This is a genomic window from Methyloglobulus sp., from assembly GCF_046714055.1.
Lineage (GTDB): Bacteria > Pseudomonadota > Gammaproteobacteria > Methylococcales > Methylomonadaceae > Methyloglobulus.
The window spans coordinates 1-15,717 of sequence record NZ_JBKKBJ010000063.1; the positions used below are offsets into that span (position 1 = coordinate 1).

General features: G+C 46.8%; 14 protein-coding genes. 9 read left to right on the forward strand and 5 right to left on the reverse strand.

The annotated features are described in order from the left end of the window. Positions 1-507: 507 nt before the first annotated feature. The 3 genes from ACLQ6D_RS03770 to proC form a co-directional block, all read right to left on the reverse strand. Positions 508-1,512 (reverse strand): DUF4124 domain-containing protein, encoded by a 1,005-nt coding sequence (locus ACLQ6D_RS03770; protein ID WP_411725950.1) that lies wholly within the window; start codon positions 1,510-1,512, stop codon positions 508-510. Positions 1,513-1,673: 161 nt separating this feature from the next. Next, on the reverse strand, positions 1,674-2,249 hold the full coding sequence (locus ACLQ6D_RS03775) for a YggT family protein (RefSeq protein ID WP_411725951.1): 576 nt from the start codon (positions 2,247-2,249) through the stop codon (positions 1,674-1,676). Further along, the gene (gene proC, locus ACLQ6D_RS03780) at positions 2,249-3,073 is read right to left on the reverse strand and encodes a pyrroline-5-carboxylate reductase (RefSeq protein ID WP_411725952.1); all 825 of its coding nucleotides are present in this window, start codon (positions 3,071-3,073) and stop codon (positions 2,249-2,251) included. Before proC ends, ACLQ6D_RS03775 begins: the two co-directional genes overlap by 1 nt. Before the next feature lie 121 nt (positions 3,074-3,194). On the opposite strand from proC, the gene ACLQ6D_RS03785 reads away from it, so the two are divergent. The 9 genes from ACLQ6D_RS03785 to ACLQ6D_RS03825 all read left to right on the forward strand — a co-directional run bounded on the left by ACLQ6D_RS03785 (position 3,195) and on the right by ACLQ6D_RS03825 (position 12,798). Further along, positions 3,195-4,187, forward strand: coding sequence for a radical SAM protein (locus ACLQ6D_RS03785; RefSeq protein ID WP_411725954.1), 993 nt, complete (start codon positions 3,195-3,197; stop codon positions 4,185-4,187). Further along, entirely contained in the window at positions 4,175-4,885 is a 711-nt protein-coding gene (locus tag ACLQ6D_RS03790) for an SDR family oxidoreductase (protein WP_411725955.1), read from the forward strand. The genes ACLQ6D_RS03785 and ACLQ6D_RS03790 overlap by 13 nt, the downstream gene beginning before the upstream one ends. Before the next feature lie 293 nt (positions 4,886-5,178). Continuing rightward, positions 5,179-5,688, forward strand: a complete 510-nt coding sequence (locus ACLQ6D_RS03795) for a disulfide bond formation protein B (RefSeq protein ID WP_411725956.1) — start codon at positions 5,179-5,181, stop codon at positions 5,686-5,688. Between the two features lie 68 nt (positions 5,689-5,756). Next, complete coding sequence (locus ACLQ6D_RS03800; RefSeq protein ID WP_411725957.1) at positions 5,757-6,677, forward strand: class I SAM-dependent methyltransferase; 921 nt, start codon at positions 5,757-5,759, stop codon at positions 6,675-6,677. Positions 6,678-6,920: 243 nt separating this feature from the next. Continuing rightward, positions 6,921-9,200, forward strand: a complete 2,280-nt coding sequence (locus tag ACLQ6D_RS03805; RefSeq protein ID WP_411725958.1) for a primosomal protein N' — start codon at positions 6,921-6,923, stop codon at positions 9,198-9,200. A 193-nt stretch (positions 9,201-9,393) separates the two neighbouring features. Next, positions 9,394-11,295, forward strand: coding sequence for a class I SAM-dependent DNA methyltransferase (locus ACLQ6D_RS03810; protein ID WP_411725959.1), 1,902 nt, complete (start codon positions 9,394-9,396; stop codon positions 11,293-11,295). Between the two features lie 2 nt (positions 11,296-11,297). Continuing rightward, positions 11,298-11,795: a hypothetical protein gene (locus ACLQ6D_RS03815; protein WP_411725961.1), complete on the forward strand. Its 498-nt coding sequence runs from the start codon at positions 11,298-11,300 to the stop codon at positions 11,793-11,795. A 280-nt stretch (positions 11,796-12,075) separates the two neighbouring features. Next, positions 12,076-12,642, forward strand: a complete 567-nt coding sequence (locus tag ACLQ6D_RS03820; RefSeq protein WP_411725962.1) for a zeta toxin family protein — start codon at positions 12,076-12,078, stop codon at positions 12,640-12,642. A gap of 15 nt (positions 12,643-12,657) precedes the next feature. Further along, positions 12,658-12,798, forward strand: coding sequence for a hypothetical protein (locus ACLQ6D_RS03825; RefSeq protein WP_411725963.1), 141 nt, complete (start codon positions 12,658-12,660; stop codon positions 12,796-12,798). Positions 12,799-12,994: 196 nt separating this feature from the next. On the opposite strand, the gene ACLQ6D_RS03830 is transcribed toward ACLQ6D_RS03825, so the two are convergent. Both ACLQ6D_RS03830 and zwf read right to left on the reverse strand, forming a co-directional pair. Beyond that, entirely contained in the window at positions 12,995-14,128 is a 1,134-nt protein-coding gene (locus ACLQ6D_RS03830) for a glucose-6-phosphate dehydrogenase assembly protein OpcA (RefSeq protein ID WP_411725965.1), read from the reverse strand. Next, a complete protein-coding gene (gene zwf, locus ACLQ6D_RS03835; RefSeq protein ID WP_411725966.1) occupies positions 14,125-15,669 on the reverse strand; it encodes a glucose-6-phosphate dehydrogenase in 1,545 nt (514 codons plus the stop codon). Before zwf ends, ACLQ6D_RS03830 begins: the two co-directional genes overlap by 4 nt. Positions 15,670-15,717: the final 48 nt, after the last annotated feature.

Below are 15,717 nucleotides of genomic sequence, written 5' to 3' on the forward strand. Positions count from 1 at the left end.
ATGCTGCACCGCTGCCGCCCTGCGATGGCGCGACCAAACCGTGATTTGCTCACCGGTGAGGTCGAAGTCGACGAGATTTTCATCGGTGGCCTCAAACCTGGGAAGCGGGGGCAGGGAGCGGGGCAAGACGCCCATAGCGGTGGCCGTTGAATGACCCAGCCCCAAGGGGTTCGGTTGGTGTCGCCTGCGCGTCGTTCCCGACGCTCGGGCGTCGGCGTTGCGCTTGTCCCTGCTCGACTAGGTTAAGCTGCACCTGAAGGGGCATAAAAAGGAAGAAATCCCTCGGCAAAAAGGGCTTTGCAACAGGGATCGGCTTCAAAATGCCCAGATTTGGGAAAAACTCCAAAAAGTTTCAGCACTTTCGCCGTATGGCGGTTTAAATTGCAATTAATAGAGACCCCCCCTATATCAATAACTATTAAGTCATTGATATTAAGACTCTTTTGTAAAACCTGTCTTTACGAAAGCGAATTGTTGAGTCTATGGACGGACTTTTTTAACATCCAGTTAGTCGGATAAACTGGTTTCCAGGTAGTTTCTAAACGCAATCCTTATTTCCTGAACTTTCTTGCTGGCGCATAATTCGACACCAATGGACGAATCCCGGCAACGGATATCCAGGAAAAGTTTCTGCTTCCTGTCGCCCAAATCTATCTTGGAAATGGCCAGGCTCAGATCATTATCCGTATCTGGGGTTCGGCCCATGATTAATTTTGATGAATCAATTTCAGGCTCAGTGCTATTGGAGGATGTGGAATGTTTGCTGATAAAGTCCCGGGCAATTTTCCAGGCTTTTTCACAATTTGCATCGCTATTGCACACGTAAACGCCTAATTCATTAGCGGCCTTGATCTCTTCTTTTTGCATTACCTGCCTTTTCAGTTCGGCAGGTTGGGCTAGTTGTTTATAGCGGGCAATATCGGAATTGAATTCTTCGACCACCTTGTTCTTTTTTTCAATATGCTTGCTAATTTTAACGTAAGCAAGCCGACTTTCTTTCTCAGTGGACTTAATTTCATCGAGCAACTTTTGAGGAGTCTTTTCGCCATTCCTTTCGTGGGTCGCCGCTTGACGGTGCAAGGTTTCCAGCTGATTATCCAGCCGTTTCAAATTACTGATTGATAGTTTTTGCTCCGTTTCCATCTCCTGTAACTTGGCATCGAAAGTGGCCTGCAAGTCTTCCAGTTTATTGTAAGTGATCCGTAACGCTTTATCATGGAACATTTGCTGGGCAATAACCTTTTCCTGTGCCCCTTTCAAAGCCGCTAATAGTCGATCAAGCGCTTCTTCGGACTTGGTTTTTTCCTTTTCAGTGACTCCAACCACTTGTCCATGCTTACCTAACGATTCCCGACGGTATTGCGAATGTTTTGGCGGCACCTGATCGGAAAAAAAGGTATTGCCCTTGTCATCCACCCATTTATACATTTTGTTTGCATGCACAACCTGGCTTGATAACAAGCCGATAAAACAAGCCAAAATAACAGTTGCTGGTCTAATGCCCATATACATAATTACAGATTCAAGTCTTATAGCGTCAACCGATTATAGGTCATGAATGGTAAATTTTATATCAAATTAACTCCCCTGCTAGGGTAATTTTCAACATCTTTTATCATGATCGGCGATACCTTACACCACTAATCGATTGAGAATTTTATTTCTATGTAAAATCAACCAATTAGGCTTGCCAATTGGTGCAATGGCGGCAAAATCACCATTTTGGCCAGTTGTAAAAGTATGAGAACCACTAGCGGTGACAGGTCTATACCACCCAGTTCTGGAATGAATTTGCGGCAAGTGTCCAGCAGAGGCTCTGTCAAGCTGTGCAGTATGGATGATGCCGCATTAAAACTGCCTGGATTCAACCAACTGAGAATAGCCCTGGCAAATACGGCATAAATAAATACGTTAATCAACAAGGAAATCAGGTTGCCAACAGAAAGTAAGGTCAGCGCACCAATTCCGATGCTAAAACCCTTCAACAGTAAAATTGAAAAATCCGCCAACATTTGCAAGCTGAGGGCAAGGACTATCGAAGATGTATCTATCTTACCAACCGGAGGGATGTAACGGCGTAAAATTTTTAAAACGGGATGGGTAATCTTGACCAGAAACTGGGAGATCGGGTTATAAAATTCAGCCCGACCCCATTGCAACAGGAAGCGCAGCATGACCGCCAAGATATACAGCGAAAACACCGAGTCGATGATAAAAATGGCTGGGTCGGTCATATAGTTTGCATTCATTAGTTAGATTCCATTTGTTTGGACATTTCAATGGAGCGGTCTCTGGCCGCATGTAGAGCTTGTGACACTAATTGGCTAAAACCGCCACGCTCAAACGTTTCTATCGCTTGTTGCGTGGTGCCGCCCGGCGAAGTGACGCGTTTTCGCAACTCGCCGGGCGACTCTGGCGATTCCAAGGCTATTTTAGCGGCTCCCAGCGCGGTTTGTTGAATCAATAAGCGTGCAGTCACCTCACTTAGGCCCAATTCAACAGCGACCTGTTCCATGGCTTCCATCAGCAGGAAATAATAAGCGGGGCCGCTACCGGAAACCGCAGTGACCGCGTCCAGCTCGCTCTCATTCTCAACCCAGAGCGCAATGCCGACGGCGCGTAAAATGGTCTCTGCCAAATCACGCTGTTCGGAAGTGACCTTATCATTCGCGTACAAAGCCGTTGCGCCCGTCAATACCAGTGCCGGGGTGTTGGGCATACAACGCACGATAGCGGCATCAGCGCCCAACCATTTGCTCAGGCTGGCTTGGGTTATTCCGGCAGCAATAGACACCACCAATTGCCGATGTTGAATGAAAGGGGCGATTTCTTTTGCCACCTGCGCCAGACTTTGCGGCTTAACGGCCAACACCACGACATCGACTGCATTAACGGCCTCGTGATTACTTTGCGTCACATTAATGCTCAGATTTGCAGACAAGCTGGCCAGTGTTTCCGGATTGATATCCGACACCCAAAGCTGCCTAGGTTCATGGCCGCTGGCGACCAGGCCGTTGAGCAGGCTTGCAGCCATATTGCCGCCGCCGATAAAACCTATTTTCGTTGTTTTCATTTTGTTTCTATTGATGGGCAAGTAATCGTATTCTACCCAATATAGGGTCAGAGCTGAAAATCACAAGGACTTTTTTTCATGACGCAATGTGCTAAAGTAAAGCAAAAAGCCCAATCTGCCCATGATTGAAACGATTTATATAGAAGAAAACATCCAGCAACATCCCCGTGCCAAAGACATTCTGACGCGTTTCCCCGCTGCCAGGAACATTATTTGCGGACGCTATGGTGAAGTTTTCAATCCGAAAGCGCAAAATTTTCGCCTACAAAAACAAAAACCGGCACTCATACTGGCAGAAAAGTACAAAAACTTTACCCTTGAAACGCCCAAAGGTTACGGGCTAGGCGCAGACCGGAATTATTATTTTTCCCATATGCTGAATTGCCTTTACGACTGCCGGTACTGCTTTTTACAAGGCATGTACCAATCGGCGAATTACGTCCTCTTTGTCAATTACGAAGATTTTCAGGACGAAATCAGGCGTATTTGCAACCATTTTCCAGCAGACAACATCCATTTTTTTTCTGGCTATGACTGCGATAGTTTGGCCTTGGAGCCGGTTACCGGATTTGCCGGACAGTTTCTGCCTTTTTTTGGCTCTATCCCCAACGCTTGGCTAGAATTAAGGACCAAAAGTACGCAGATTAGAAGCCTGACCCATCGGGAACCGCTAACCCGCTGCATAGTTGCTTTCAGTTTGACTCCCTCTGAAATCGCCACTAAAGTTGAAGACAAGGCGCCGCCTCTGGAACGCCGTCTTGCGGCGATAAAAAAATTGCAGCAACAAGGCTGGCAACTAGGCTTGCGGTTCGACCCGCTGATTTATCAAACCGGTTACCAACAGCAGTATCAACAATTATTCGAGCAGGTATTTGCCATGATTGACCTTAAGCAATTACATTCGGTCAGTTTGGGTGCGTTCCGCTTACCTGAAACCTACTACAAAAAAATACATAAGCTCTACCCGGATGAAAAACTGTTTGCCAGCCCATTGGAATACCAGAACGGTATGGTCTCTTACCAAAAGGAACTGGAACAGCAGATGATGCAGTACTGCACGGAACAGGTGTTGAACTATATCCCAAGCAGTAAATTTTTCCCATGCACGGTTTAAAACACACTATCCTGGTGACTGGAGCCAGCTCTGGCATAGGCCGCGCCATCGCCAGGAACTTGCTCCAGCAAGGGCACCATGTCATCGGAGTGTCCCGCGATTGCACCCAGTTCAAATGTCCCTTGGCTAATTTCCATCCCGTGCAGCTGGATCTTGGTCAACTGCAAGAACTGCCACAGAAAATTCGAGGACTGGAACGGCAGTTTCCCGATTTGGATGCGGTCGTTTTTTCTGCTGGGTTTGGCCAGTTCGGATCCCTGGAGGAATTCTCTTATGCCCAGATTCAAGCCTTGATAGACTTAAATTTCATCAGCCCGGTGTTTTTGACAAGAGCTTTGCTCCCGTTCTTAAAACGCAAAGCCCGTAGCGATTTGATTTATATTGGCTCAGAAGCCGCGTTGAAAGGCAGCCGCAAAGGGACAATCTACTGCGCCAGCAAATTTGCCTTGCGTGGATTTACGCAAGCCTTGCGTGAAGAATGCAGCAAAGATCAGGTGCGGGTCTGCCTGATTAACCCTGGCATGGTGAAAACCCCATTTTTCGACCGCTTAACGTTTGCCCCAGGCGATGATGAAAGCAATTACCTGCGACCCGAGGATGTTAGCGATGCAGTGGCTTACGTAATCAATTCACGGGCACAAATGGTCATTGACGAAATCAACCTGAACCCAGCGACTAAAGTTGTAATGAAAAAATAAGGCACTGCCGGACGGGGCATGTTGCCCTGTCCGCAAGGTTTCATGTATTGCTCAAAGGTAGCGGCAGCATCAAAACGAGTTACAAACCCCGCCCCGCGTCGGATAAGGTCTATAATATTGTCCGATAGCTGCTTAATTGAAATCATAATTTTTACAGTCCAGCTTCCTTTGAATACATAAAGAGACAAACTATATTCAAGGACGTTATACAATCTAAGCCACATATATCAGAATGACCCTATTGTTTTAGGCACTTGTCATCAAATGTTAAGTTTTTCAGGGAATATTTAAGCATGTTAAGGCTTATAAAATTTAATCCACAAACCTGGTTTTTCTTGGGTTTTTGGGGTTGCGTGGGGTTACTGGCTGCGGGGTATTACTTCCAATTCGTCCAGAAGCTGGAACCTTGTCCCTTATGTATCTCACAGCGCATTGCCATTTTTCTGGCTGGCTTGTGTTTTTTGTGTGCGGCCTTGCATAACCCTGCCCAAACCGGAACTCGGCGCTATGCCATACTCGGCGCTGTGATTGCGCTGTGCGGCGGAGCCATTTCTACACGTCATGTGTGGTTGCAACATCTGCCGCCCGACCAAGTGCCCGAATGTGGGCCAGGGCTAGACTATGTGTTACAGAATTTCCCGTTGTCGGAAACCATCAAGCTGATGTTGAGCGGCACGGGCGATTGTGCAGAAGTCAACTGGACTTTGATGGGACTAAGTATGCCCGCCTGGACACTCATTGCTTTCTTAATGCTGGCAACATTAAGCCTTTTGCAATACTGGAATTATCAAGAGCAGGAATAGTTGATTAAGAATTATACCCAACCACTCCCTTTATTTTTACGATCTAGCCTTAATCGAGACTAAACACGATGAAAAAATTTCTGTTGGCGTTACTGGTGGCGATTCCCTTTCTATCCGTTCCTCTCCTATCCGCTGCAGCCGATAAACCGAAACCGACCGCATTACAGCAAATCATCAACGGCAAACACCGATCGGCAGAGCACAAACACAGGGATCAGTATCGCCACCCGGAACAAACGCTGGCATTTTTTGATGTCAAAAAAGACATGACGGTGGTGGAAATATGGCCGGGCGAAGGCTGGTATACCGAAATTCTGGCTCCGTATCTCAGGGAAAAAGGCAAGTTGTATGCCGCCCATTTTTCTCCAGATCATCAAGTGACTTACTTTAAAAACAGCCTGAACGCATTTCTCGACAAAATACATAAACAACCCAAACTCTATGATAAGGTTGAAATCACCGTGTTACAGCCGCCCAAGCAAGTGCAGATTGCCCCTGACGGCTCGGCAGACCGGGTGCTGACTTTTCGTAATGTCCATAACTGGATGAAAAACGACCAGGCCGCAGCCGTTTTCAGCGCCATGTTCAAGGCCTTAAAACCGGGCGGAATCCTTGGCATTGTCGAACACAGGGGTTCGCCAATAAAGCCGCAAGATCCTAAAGCAATCTCCGGTTATGTGAACGAAGACTATATTATCGCCCTGGCCAGAAAAGCCGGTTTTGAGTTTTTGGCTAAATCGGAGATCAATGCCAATCCCAAGGACACAAAAAACCACCCCGAAGGGGTCTGGACGTTGCCGCCTACCCTGAAACTTAAAGACAAGGACAGGGAAAAATATCTGGCGATTGGTGAAAGCGACCGGATGTCTATCAAATTCATCAAGCCCCAGCCGACCACAATAACCAGCTTTCTGCCCAAACAGTTATGGGCGAACATCGAACGCGCCGACTTGCCCGCCATACCTGCTGTAATCCACAATAGCAAGTAAATTAGTAAAGAATTGAGATCGCACAATCAAAATAATCCAGTTATTTCATAACTATTTGATAAATAGAATAAAAACTTGAAGACCAAAAACTGTGCAAGGTAACAAAACTGTAATAAAAACCGTTACTAACCGGCTATCAAAAGAGCTTATCCACAAAGTTACCCACAGCTTTTGTGGGTAACTTAATTTACCTTAAGGCATAGAATAACTTAGCCTTAAAACATAAACTTTGACTCAAACATTATGGCTAAGTTGACGGATACAGCATCCCGTCTTATCCTAAGAGTAGCGATTGCCGTTCCCCTCTATCGACTGTTTGATTACCTGGCGCCAGCCGGGCTTGACGAGTACAGCCTTGCTTCAGGAATTCGTCTTGAGGTTCCCTTTGGCAATAGAAAAAAAATTGCTTATCTTGTCGAGACTAGCCAACACAGTGAAATTGAGCCTAATAAATTAAAACCAATCGGGCGCATCCTGGATGACAAGCCGCTGTTGTCCGCAAAAGACTTGCGTTTACTGCACTGGGCAAGCCATTATTATCACCATCCGCTAGGCGAAGTGTTCAGCGCGGCATTTCCCACTACTTTACGCAACGGTAAGGCTGCTAGTCTACAGTCAGCGGAACAATGCTATGCCTTGACTGAGGCAGGAAAAACGACACCTTGCGAGCATTTAAAGCGATCCCCCAAGCAGCAACAGGTATTGGCATATTTTCAGAATCTCAAACCCGCCAGTCTGACCGAAACCGATCTGGCCCAATGGGATAAAAACTGGCGGCCTGCTGTAAAAGCTTTATTGGCAAAATCCCTGCTTAAACAAATAGTTTCCGATAACCCTTACACACTCCAACACGTAGAGGGAAATGCGCTCGCCACAAAATTACCTGTCTACGAAACTACTCACAATGATGTAACCAAGCTACAACTAAACACCGAACAACAAGCAGCCATAGATGCAGTCATTGATACCTTGGGAAAGTTTGCGGTATTCCTACTGGAAGGCATCACGGGCAGCGGTAAAACTGAAGTCTACATGCAAATAATCCGTTCCGTGCTGGAGCGTGGGCAGCAGGTTTTAGTGTTAGTTCCTGAGATTAACCTGACACCGCAACTGGAAGAGCGGTTCAGGCAACGGTTTTCGGTAGCGATGACATTATCGCACTCAAATTTAACCGATAATCAGCGGCACGCGGCATGGCTGAACATGCAGCAAGGCAGTAGCGCCATCCTGCTGGGCACACGTTCTGCCTTATTCACGCCGCTGAAAAAACCGGGCTTGATTATTCTGGATGAAGAACACGATGCCTCATTCAAACAACAAGAAGGTTTCCGGTTTTCTGCCCGTGATGTCGCCATCATGCGCGGCAAATTATTGAATATCCCGGTACTGCTCGGTTCCGCCACGCCATCGCTGGAAAGCCTGCACAATGCCAATCAACAGCGCTACCAGCACCTTATCCTGTCAAAACGCGCGGGCAATGCGGTGGAGCCAACACTGCACCTGTTGGACATCAGGAACAAAAAAATGCACAACGGCCTTTCTGATGCACTCATAGCAGAATTGCATAAAGCCCTTGCAAACAACGGACAAGTTTTACTTTTCCTTAACCGTCGCGGATTTGCCCCCACCCTGATTTGTCATGGTTGCGGCTGGGTGGCGCGTTGCCGGCATTGCGATGCCAACCTGGTCATACATAATCACGAAAAACTGCTGCGCTGCCATCACTGCGGTAAAGAGGAGCGGTTACTACCCACATGCCCAGCCTGTAAGGTGGGCGAATTGATGCCTTTAGGCTTGGGAACAGAACGGATTGAAGAAGCGCTACGCGAGTTATTCCCCGATAAAACCCTGGTTCGGCTAGACCGCGACACCACCCAACGGAAAGGTTCCCTGGAGCGCTATCTTGCCCAAATCAATCAGGGCAAGGCCGACATAATTCTCGGCACCCAAATGCTCGCCAAAGGCCACCATTTCCCCAACGTCACCCTGGTCGCCATCGTAGACGTGGATAGCGGCCTGTTCAGCGTTGACTATCATGCCACAGAAAGGCTGGCGCAAACGGTAATCCAGGTCTCAGGCCGTGCCGGACGTGCCGAAAAACCCGGCAAAGTCATCCTGCAAACCCGTCATCCCGATCATAAATTGCTCAATACCCTAATCAGGGAAGGTTATCGCCGCTTTGCCGATACCGCCCTGGCAGAGCGCAAAGAAGCCCTATTACCGCCTTTCAGTTATCACGCCCTGCTCAGGGCGCAGGCGGACAAGTCCCACCTGCCACTGGATTTTCTACAAGCGGCAGCGGTATTAGCTAAGAGCTATAAATCAGGAACACAAATATTAGGCCCTGTTCCCGCACCGATGGAAAAACGTGCCGGGCTTTATCGCTATCAACTGTTATTCCAGAGCAACAAACGCAACGACCTGCAAAAATGTCTGACTGAACTCATCGCCAACATCGACAGCATCAAACACGTAAAAAAAATCCGCTGGAGTTTGGATGTAGATCCCGTGGATTTGTTTTGATTATTCTTATTGGGAGTATGGCGGGTTGAATAAAGAAGGCTTGTTGGTGACTTAGATTATTGATATAAGCTGTTACCTCAATTGCTTAAAATCTTACCCAGCCTGTTTTAAAGCTATACTCAAGTCTTTAATAGGACAGCCTTTTGAAACCTGATATCTACAAATTAGCGGCATAAAAAATCAAACAGAACTTATGAGCAACGAACGCAATACAGAAAATCTGGTTAGGGATAAACTTCGTAAACTGGGTTATTACGACAACGAATGCTCAACGCGGGTAGAGGAACAAAAAAGTGAAACAGAGGCCATTAAACGCTTACTTAAGTCCGCCAGCAAAACAGGCAAGGGCGGCAAAGGCGCACCAGAATTTATTATTAGCGACTCCTCCACGTCCGATTTTCTAGTGGTCTTTGAATGCAAAGCCGATATTAAACATCACGAAAGCTCAAATCGTGACGATGCAGTAGGTTTCGCCGTTGACGGGGCATTACATTACGCGGCGCATCTGGCTAAAGAATTCAATGTCATAGCGGTAGCGGCAAGCGGACAAACCAAATCGCAGCTTAAAATATCCACCTTCCTACATCCCAAAGGTGCGGCACAGGCCAAGGAATTACATACCAAGTCAGGTAAGTCAATCAACACCATTATCCCTTGGTCAGATTATATAGAACACGGCACATTCGATCCAACCATACAAGCTTTACGTCATGATGAGCTTATGGCGTTTTCTCGGGAATTGCACGACTTTATGCGGGATCACGCCAAACTGACCGAAAGCGAAAAGCCCTTGCTGGTCAGTGGCACCCTGATTGCCTTGCAAAACTGGGCTTTTGTTAAGTCATTTGATACTTATAAGCCCGAAGATTTACAGAAGCAGTGGTTCAGGGTCATTAAAGAAGAAATTGAGAAGGCTGATTTGCCACAAGCAAAGAAATATAATATGACTCAGCCCTATTCAGCTATTGCTGTAGCTCCCGCTTTGGGAAAACCTAGCGATGCCAAAACAGCAGCAAAATATCCCAAAGGGGTGTTGCACGAACTCATAAAAGATCTAAACGAAAAAGTTTGGCCGTTCATCAGTATTTATCACGATTTTGATGTTGTAGGCCAATTTTACGGCGAATTTCTGAAGTATACAGGCGGCGATAAGAAAGCACTGGGCATCGTTTTAACGCCACGTCATGTCACTGACCTGTTTGCCCGTCTTGCAAATGTTAACAAAAACAGTACTGTTCTAGATATTTGTGCGGGTACGGGTGGTTTTTTGGTGTCTGCTATGTTTCACATGATACGCCATGCTGTCACCAAAGAAGAAAAAGACCGCATTAAACGTGATGGGTTAATTGGTGTTGAGCATCTACCCAATATGTACGCACTAGCCGCCAGCAATATGATTTTACGCGGCGACGGCAAAGCCAACTTGCACCAAGGTAGTTGTTTTGACCCCGCTATTGTCAAATCCTTAAAAGAAGAACATCACTGCAATGTAGGTCTACTTAACCCACCGTATTCTCAAAGTGACGAGGCTTTACACGAATTGGTTTTTGTTAAACAAATGCTGGACTGTCTTGAACCAAATAGTGTTGGTATTGCCATTGTGCCTATTTCTTGCGCCATTTCGCCGCATCCGATGCGTGAAGAATTGATGCGCTCTCATACATTAGAAGCCGTGATGTCGATGCCTACAGAATTATTTTATCCAGTGGGAACTGTCACCTGCATTATGGTGTGGACAGCCCATAAACCTCATGCTGAAAGCGATAAAAAGACTTGGTTTGGTTACTGGAAAGACGACGGCTTTATTAAGACTAAACATAGGGGACGTATCGACCAATATCACCGTTGGGAGGCCATTCGTGACCGTTGGGTGGAGATGTTCAGAAACCGTGAAGTTCACGCGGGTGAAAGCGTTTTACAGAAAGTCACGCATACCGATGAGTGGTGTGCCGAGGCTTATATGGAGACGGATTATTCTTATTTAGGTCGCCCTCTGTATGAAAGAACTGTAAAGCAATTTTTGCTGAGTCGTTTGTTAAATGAAGCTATATACGACATAACCGATAACGAATCATCAGATACAGAAGGAGAATGAGCATGAAATTGGTGACGATATCAACCTTGTTTGATGTGAAATATGGGGTGAATCTGGAATTGAATAGACTTGCATCAGACCCTAACGGTATCAATTTTGTATCTAGGTCAGCAAAAAATAACGGTATTACTGGAAAGGTGAAAGCGTTACCACATCTCACACCAATAGAATCTGGCGTATTAACGGTAGCGGGTGGAGGTTCTGTGTTGGAAACATTCGTTCAGATGGAGCCTTTTTATTCTGGTCGAGACCTCTATTATCTGAAACCATTGGTAGAGTTAACGTTGGAACAAAAACTGTACTATTGCATGTGCATTCGTGCCAACAAGTTTCGCTTCAGCTATGGTAGGCAGGCCAATAGAACTTTAAAAACTATACAGATACCTGCTGTAACTGAAATACCCGATTGGGTTCATGAAGTTTTTCAAGGAGTAGCTAAAGAATGGAGCATTTATCTTGTTGATTTAATTAAACCTGTGTCACCTTCGACGAATAACTGACAATTTTTATTCGCTGCGAAAAATACAGATTTGGTTATGGTCGAAAATGGGGCATTGAAAGAATGAAAAAATCAACAATACATCTTCCAGTCAAAGATGACGGCTCACCCGACTGGAATTTTATGGAGCAATATATCAAATCTCTTCCGTTTAGCTCGCAGATTGAATCCGAGACATAAATTAAAGAAGGGTACGCGTCCAATGAAGGAAAAATGTTTGCAATAGCGGCAACTGTCAAGAAGTACTTGACAGTTCACCTATGATTTTTTGAGGTGAACACATGGTAAACCAACCCCACGTTATTATCATTGCTGGCCCCAACGGTGCGGACAAATCCACCACTGCTCCGATTTTATTAAAAGACTTGTTGGGTGTGACCGAATTTGTCAATGCCGATGTGATTGCACAAGGCTTATCGGCCTTTGCAACTGAGGCTGTTGCTTTTCAGGCGGGAAGGATCATGCTTAAGCGTTTGCATGAATTAGCAAATAAACGCCGTAACTTTGCTTTTGAAACAACCTTATCAACCCGCAGTTACGCCGCTTTTTTGCAACGCTTACAAACTCAGGGCAATCGTGTTTATCTGATTTTTCTCTGGCTACCTAGCCCTGAAATGGCTATTGCACGAGTGGCGGAGCGTGTCCTTGGCGGCGGACATTATGTACCGAATGATGGAATACAAAGACGCTATCACCGTGGCTTGAGCAATTTGTTCAAATTGTATTTACCACTGGCAAATCAATGGCGGATTTACGATAATGCCGACTCTGATGGTGCTAAACTAATTGCCAGAGGAAATTTCGATCAAATTAACGACTTGGTTAATCCTCAACTTGGAAGTATTTAACGGAAAGTTATTCTCATGCCTGAACAAGCCCCTAACATCGACGAATTGTTTAAAACGGGTAAACAAATTGATGATGCCATCAAAAAAGCCACCCGCGAAGCAGTGAAACGTCATCACCAAGCACAACAACCCGTGGCAAGTTGGCAAAACGGGTAAATTGTTTGGGTTCAAGCCCAGCATCTGAAAGATTAGGTTGGAACTAGTGCAGCTTACGAAATTAAATCCACGCCCGTAAAAAACTCGGTTAAGTTATTGTTAACTATTCAGTGTCTTTGGAAAATAACGATAAATGAACCCCTAACCTTTTTCCTCTGGAGAGGGCTTTTAGGGCTGTGCGCTAAAATAGTTACAGTTATTGCTGAAACACAGCCGACATCGCATTTGAAGCCTTTAAGGCGTTTTCGAATATTTTATCTCGGTTACGTTGCGCAAGTTGCGCGGAGACCAGAGTTGATCGTTCTGGAACGTGTACACTGAATGCGCGTGGCGGAACGGTAGATAAGGCTTCAACAATTCCAATTCGTTCATTATCCAAGCGCTCAAAACAAATACGACCCGCATGTCCAGGCTTACTCCAGTCAAACAGTAAATGGTAGATTAATGGATTGCCTTTGGGTAAACGCCTGACGTGTATTTTTATATCCTGATGATTATTCCGAAACCGCCAGACCAATTCCGAATCGGAAAGGCGCTTGCCATCAACGGGCTGCCATTTGAGTTGGCTGGCTAACCAGCCTGTAAACAACCAGGTCATCGGCAACGCGTGTGGGCCATGTGCTATTTCGATGGTATGCAAGGCATGAAGAGCGCCCGGCGCTGCCTGTGGATCAAGCACTTGGCTGATTAGTTTACGCCACCCTGCAAAGCGCCGCCAAGCAAGATTATAGACAATTTGTGTGTGTTGCTGAGCCGCAACCCAGCGGGTCATGGCGGCTACGCCTTGGGCGGGGTTAAGCCAGCCGACATTATCGTAGATAATCTGATTCGCCAGTTCAGCCAGTTGAAAGAACACCTCACCGGCAGTGGGCGGTGGGCGCTGTGATGCCCACCACAAGGTAGTCGGTAAATCACCGACTAATAGTGATCGAGCCACGGAGGGTAGACGCCCAGTCACCGCCGCTGTCGAAATAACGTCTATCCGTTCCGCGCACACCTGCCAGCCGTCGTCGAGAGCTGTATAGTAAATAGCAATACGTGCCTCAATAGTGCCTTCGCTCGGCTTACCGTTACCGACAAGCAATAATATTCTCGCCGGATGAACATCCACAATAGCGGCGATTTCTTGGCTGATAATTTCCGCTTCTTGAGGCGTGTCACAGTAGATAATCAGATTGGACATACAGGCACGCATGACCACGGTGTGACCGCCGCTATTAGCTTGGTTAAATTGCGCCCATAACATGCCTAATCCTGATTCAATGTGGGCAATGCTGACCCGTTCGGATGCTTGCGTCACTACGTTTGAAGCGCCATTTTTTAAGGTCATAACATTCGCCATTTACGGTCATCTGATTCAATCATTCGATCTGCCTCGAGCGGCCCCCAGGTTCCCGCGCTATATTCGGGAATCCAGCGGGTGCGGCTACTCGTCCAGATATTAAGGATATTATCTACCCATGCCCAAGACGATTCGACGGCATCGCGGCGCATAAACAAGGTGGCATCGCCCGCCATGACATCCAGGAGCAGGCGTTCATACGCTTCAGGTGATTGTTCACCAAATGTTGAACCGTAGCGAAAATCCATTTTAACGGGGAAAATTTTGAGTTTAGTGCCCGGCAACTTGGTCGCAATCCGCAGCGATAGCCCTTCATTGGGTTGAATGCTTAAGGCTAACACATTAGGTTCTAAAGGCTGGTCATGGTCAGCATTGAACAAAATCGGCGGTACACTTTTGAATTGAATGGCAATTTCACTGGCCCGTTTAGGCATGCGCTTGCCGGTGCGAATGTAAAAAGGCACACCCGCCCAACGCCAGTTGTCGATAAACAATTTTAGTGCGATATAGGTTTCCGTGATGGAATCTTGGGCAACACCGGCTTCGCGGCGATAACCTGGGACATCTTCACCGTGATGGAAGCCCGGCCCATATTGGGCCCGAACGACGCGTTGATCGAAACTCTCGTCGGTAATCGGCCTGAGACAGTTGAGTATGTCCTGCCGATGGTCGCGGATCACATCGGCATCCATGATCCAAGGCGGCTCCATGGCGATGAGGGTCAGCAATTGCAGGATATGGTTTTGAATCATATCGCGTAGCGCACCGGCGCTGTCGTAATAACCCGCTCGCGTACCCACGCCTTCTTCTTCGGCAACCGTGATTTGTACGTGATCAATATGCTTTGCGTTCCATAACGGCTCGAAGATGGCGTTGCCGAAGCGCATAGCCAGGATATTCTGCACCGTTTCCTTGCCCAGATAATGATCGATCCGGTAAATCTGTTGTTCGTGGAAATTCTGTGACAAAGTTGCATTGACCTTACGGGCGCTCTCAAGATCCCTGCCTATAGGTTTTTCTACGATGATCCGAGAAAAAGGGCTGTTCTCGTCAATCGGCATCACCAGGCCGGCCGCCTTAAGTTGGCAAACGCAGGTTTCGATCAGGGCGGGCGGAATAGCCAGATAAAATACCCGATTGCCCGGAATGCCGAAGTTGGAGTCAATCTCTTTTAGGCGCCCTGCGAGTTGGGCATAAGCATCGGGATTATCAAAAGAACCTTGCAAATAATGCAGGCAGCGTTCAAAGTCCGGCCAGTAATCCGGGTCTAAAGGTTGCCTTGAAAATTCCTCTATACCTTTGCGGGCAAAATCACGGTACTGACTATCGTCCATTTCCTCAATCGCAAAACCAAGTACCGCAAAATTAGCGGGCAATTCACCTTCCAGCGCCTGATTGTAGATGGCTGGCAGCAGTTTGCGTCGAGTCAAATCACCACCACCGCCAAAGATCACCAGCGTGCATGGTTGTGGTGCATGGGTTATATTAATTCCGGCGGTGAGGGGGTTGTCATGTTTTATATCAGGCACTGGTACGCTCCAATAGTGATACGGCAAGTAGGCGATACGCTCTCATTA

Excerpts from the sequence above, each read along its gene's own strand:
- ACLQ6D_RS03770 (WP_411725950.1), bottom strand. The coding sequence starts at position 1,512 with ATGTATATGGGCATTAGACCAGCAACTGTTATTTTGGCTTGTTTTATC.
- ACLQ6D_RS03775 (WP_411725951.1), bottom strand. The coding sequence starts at position 2,249 with ATGAATGCAAACTATATGACCGACCCAGCCATTTTTATCATCGACTCG.
- proC (WP_411725952.1), bottom strand. The coding sequence starts at position 3,073 with ATGAAAACAACGAAAATAGGTTTTATCGGCGGCGGCAATATGGCTGCA.
- ACLQ6D_RS03785 (WP_411725954.1), top strand. The coding sequence starts at position 3,195 with ATGATTGAAACGATTTATATAGAAGAAAACATCCAGCAACATCCCCGT.
- ACLQ6D_RS03790 (WP_411725955.1), top strand. The coding sequence starts at position 4,175 with ATGCACGGTTTAAAACACACTATCCTGGTGACTGGAGCCAGCTCTGGC.
- ACLQ6D_RS03795 (WP_411725956.1), top strand. The coding sequence starts at position 5,179 with ATGTTAAGGCTTATAAAATTTAATCCACAAACCTGGTTTTTCTTGGGT.
- ACLQ6D_RS03800 (WP_411725957.1), top strand. The coding sequence starts at position 5,757 with ATGAAAAAATTTCTGTTGGCGTTACTGGTGGCGATTCCCTTTCTATCC.
- ACLQ6D_RS03805 (WP_411725958.1), top strand. The coding sequence starts at position 6,921 with ATGGCTAAGTTGACGGATACAGCATCCCGTCTTATCCTAAGAGTAGCG.
- ACLQ6D_RS03810 (WP_411725959.1), top strand. The coding sequence starts at position 9,394 with ATGAGCAACGAACGCAATACAGAAAATCTGGTTAGGGATAAACTTCGT.
- ACLQ6D_RS03815 (WP_411725961.1), top strand. The coding sequence starts at position 11,298 with ATGAAATTGGTGACGATATCAACCTTGTTTGATGTGAAATATGGGGTG.
- ACLQ6D_RS03820 (WP_411725962.1), top strand. The coding sequence starts at position 12,076 with ATGGTAAACCAACCCCACGTTATTATCATTGCTGGCCCCAACGGTGCG.
- ACLQ6D_RS03825 (WP_411725963.1), top strand. The coding sequence starts at position 12,658 with ATGCCTGAACAAGCCCCTAACATCGACGAATTGTTTAAAACGGGTAAA.
- ACLQ6D_RS03830 (WP_411725965.1), bottom strand. The coding sequence starts at position 14,128 with ATGACCTTAAAAAATGGCGCTTCAAACGTAGTGACGCAAGCATCCGAA.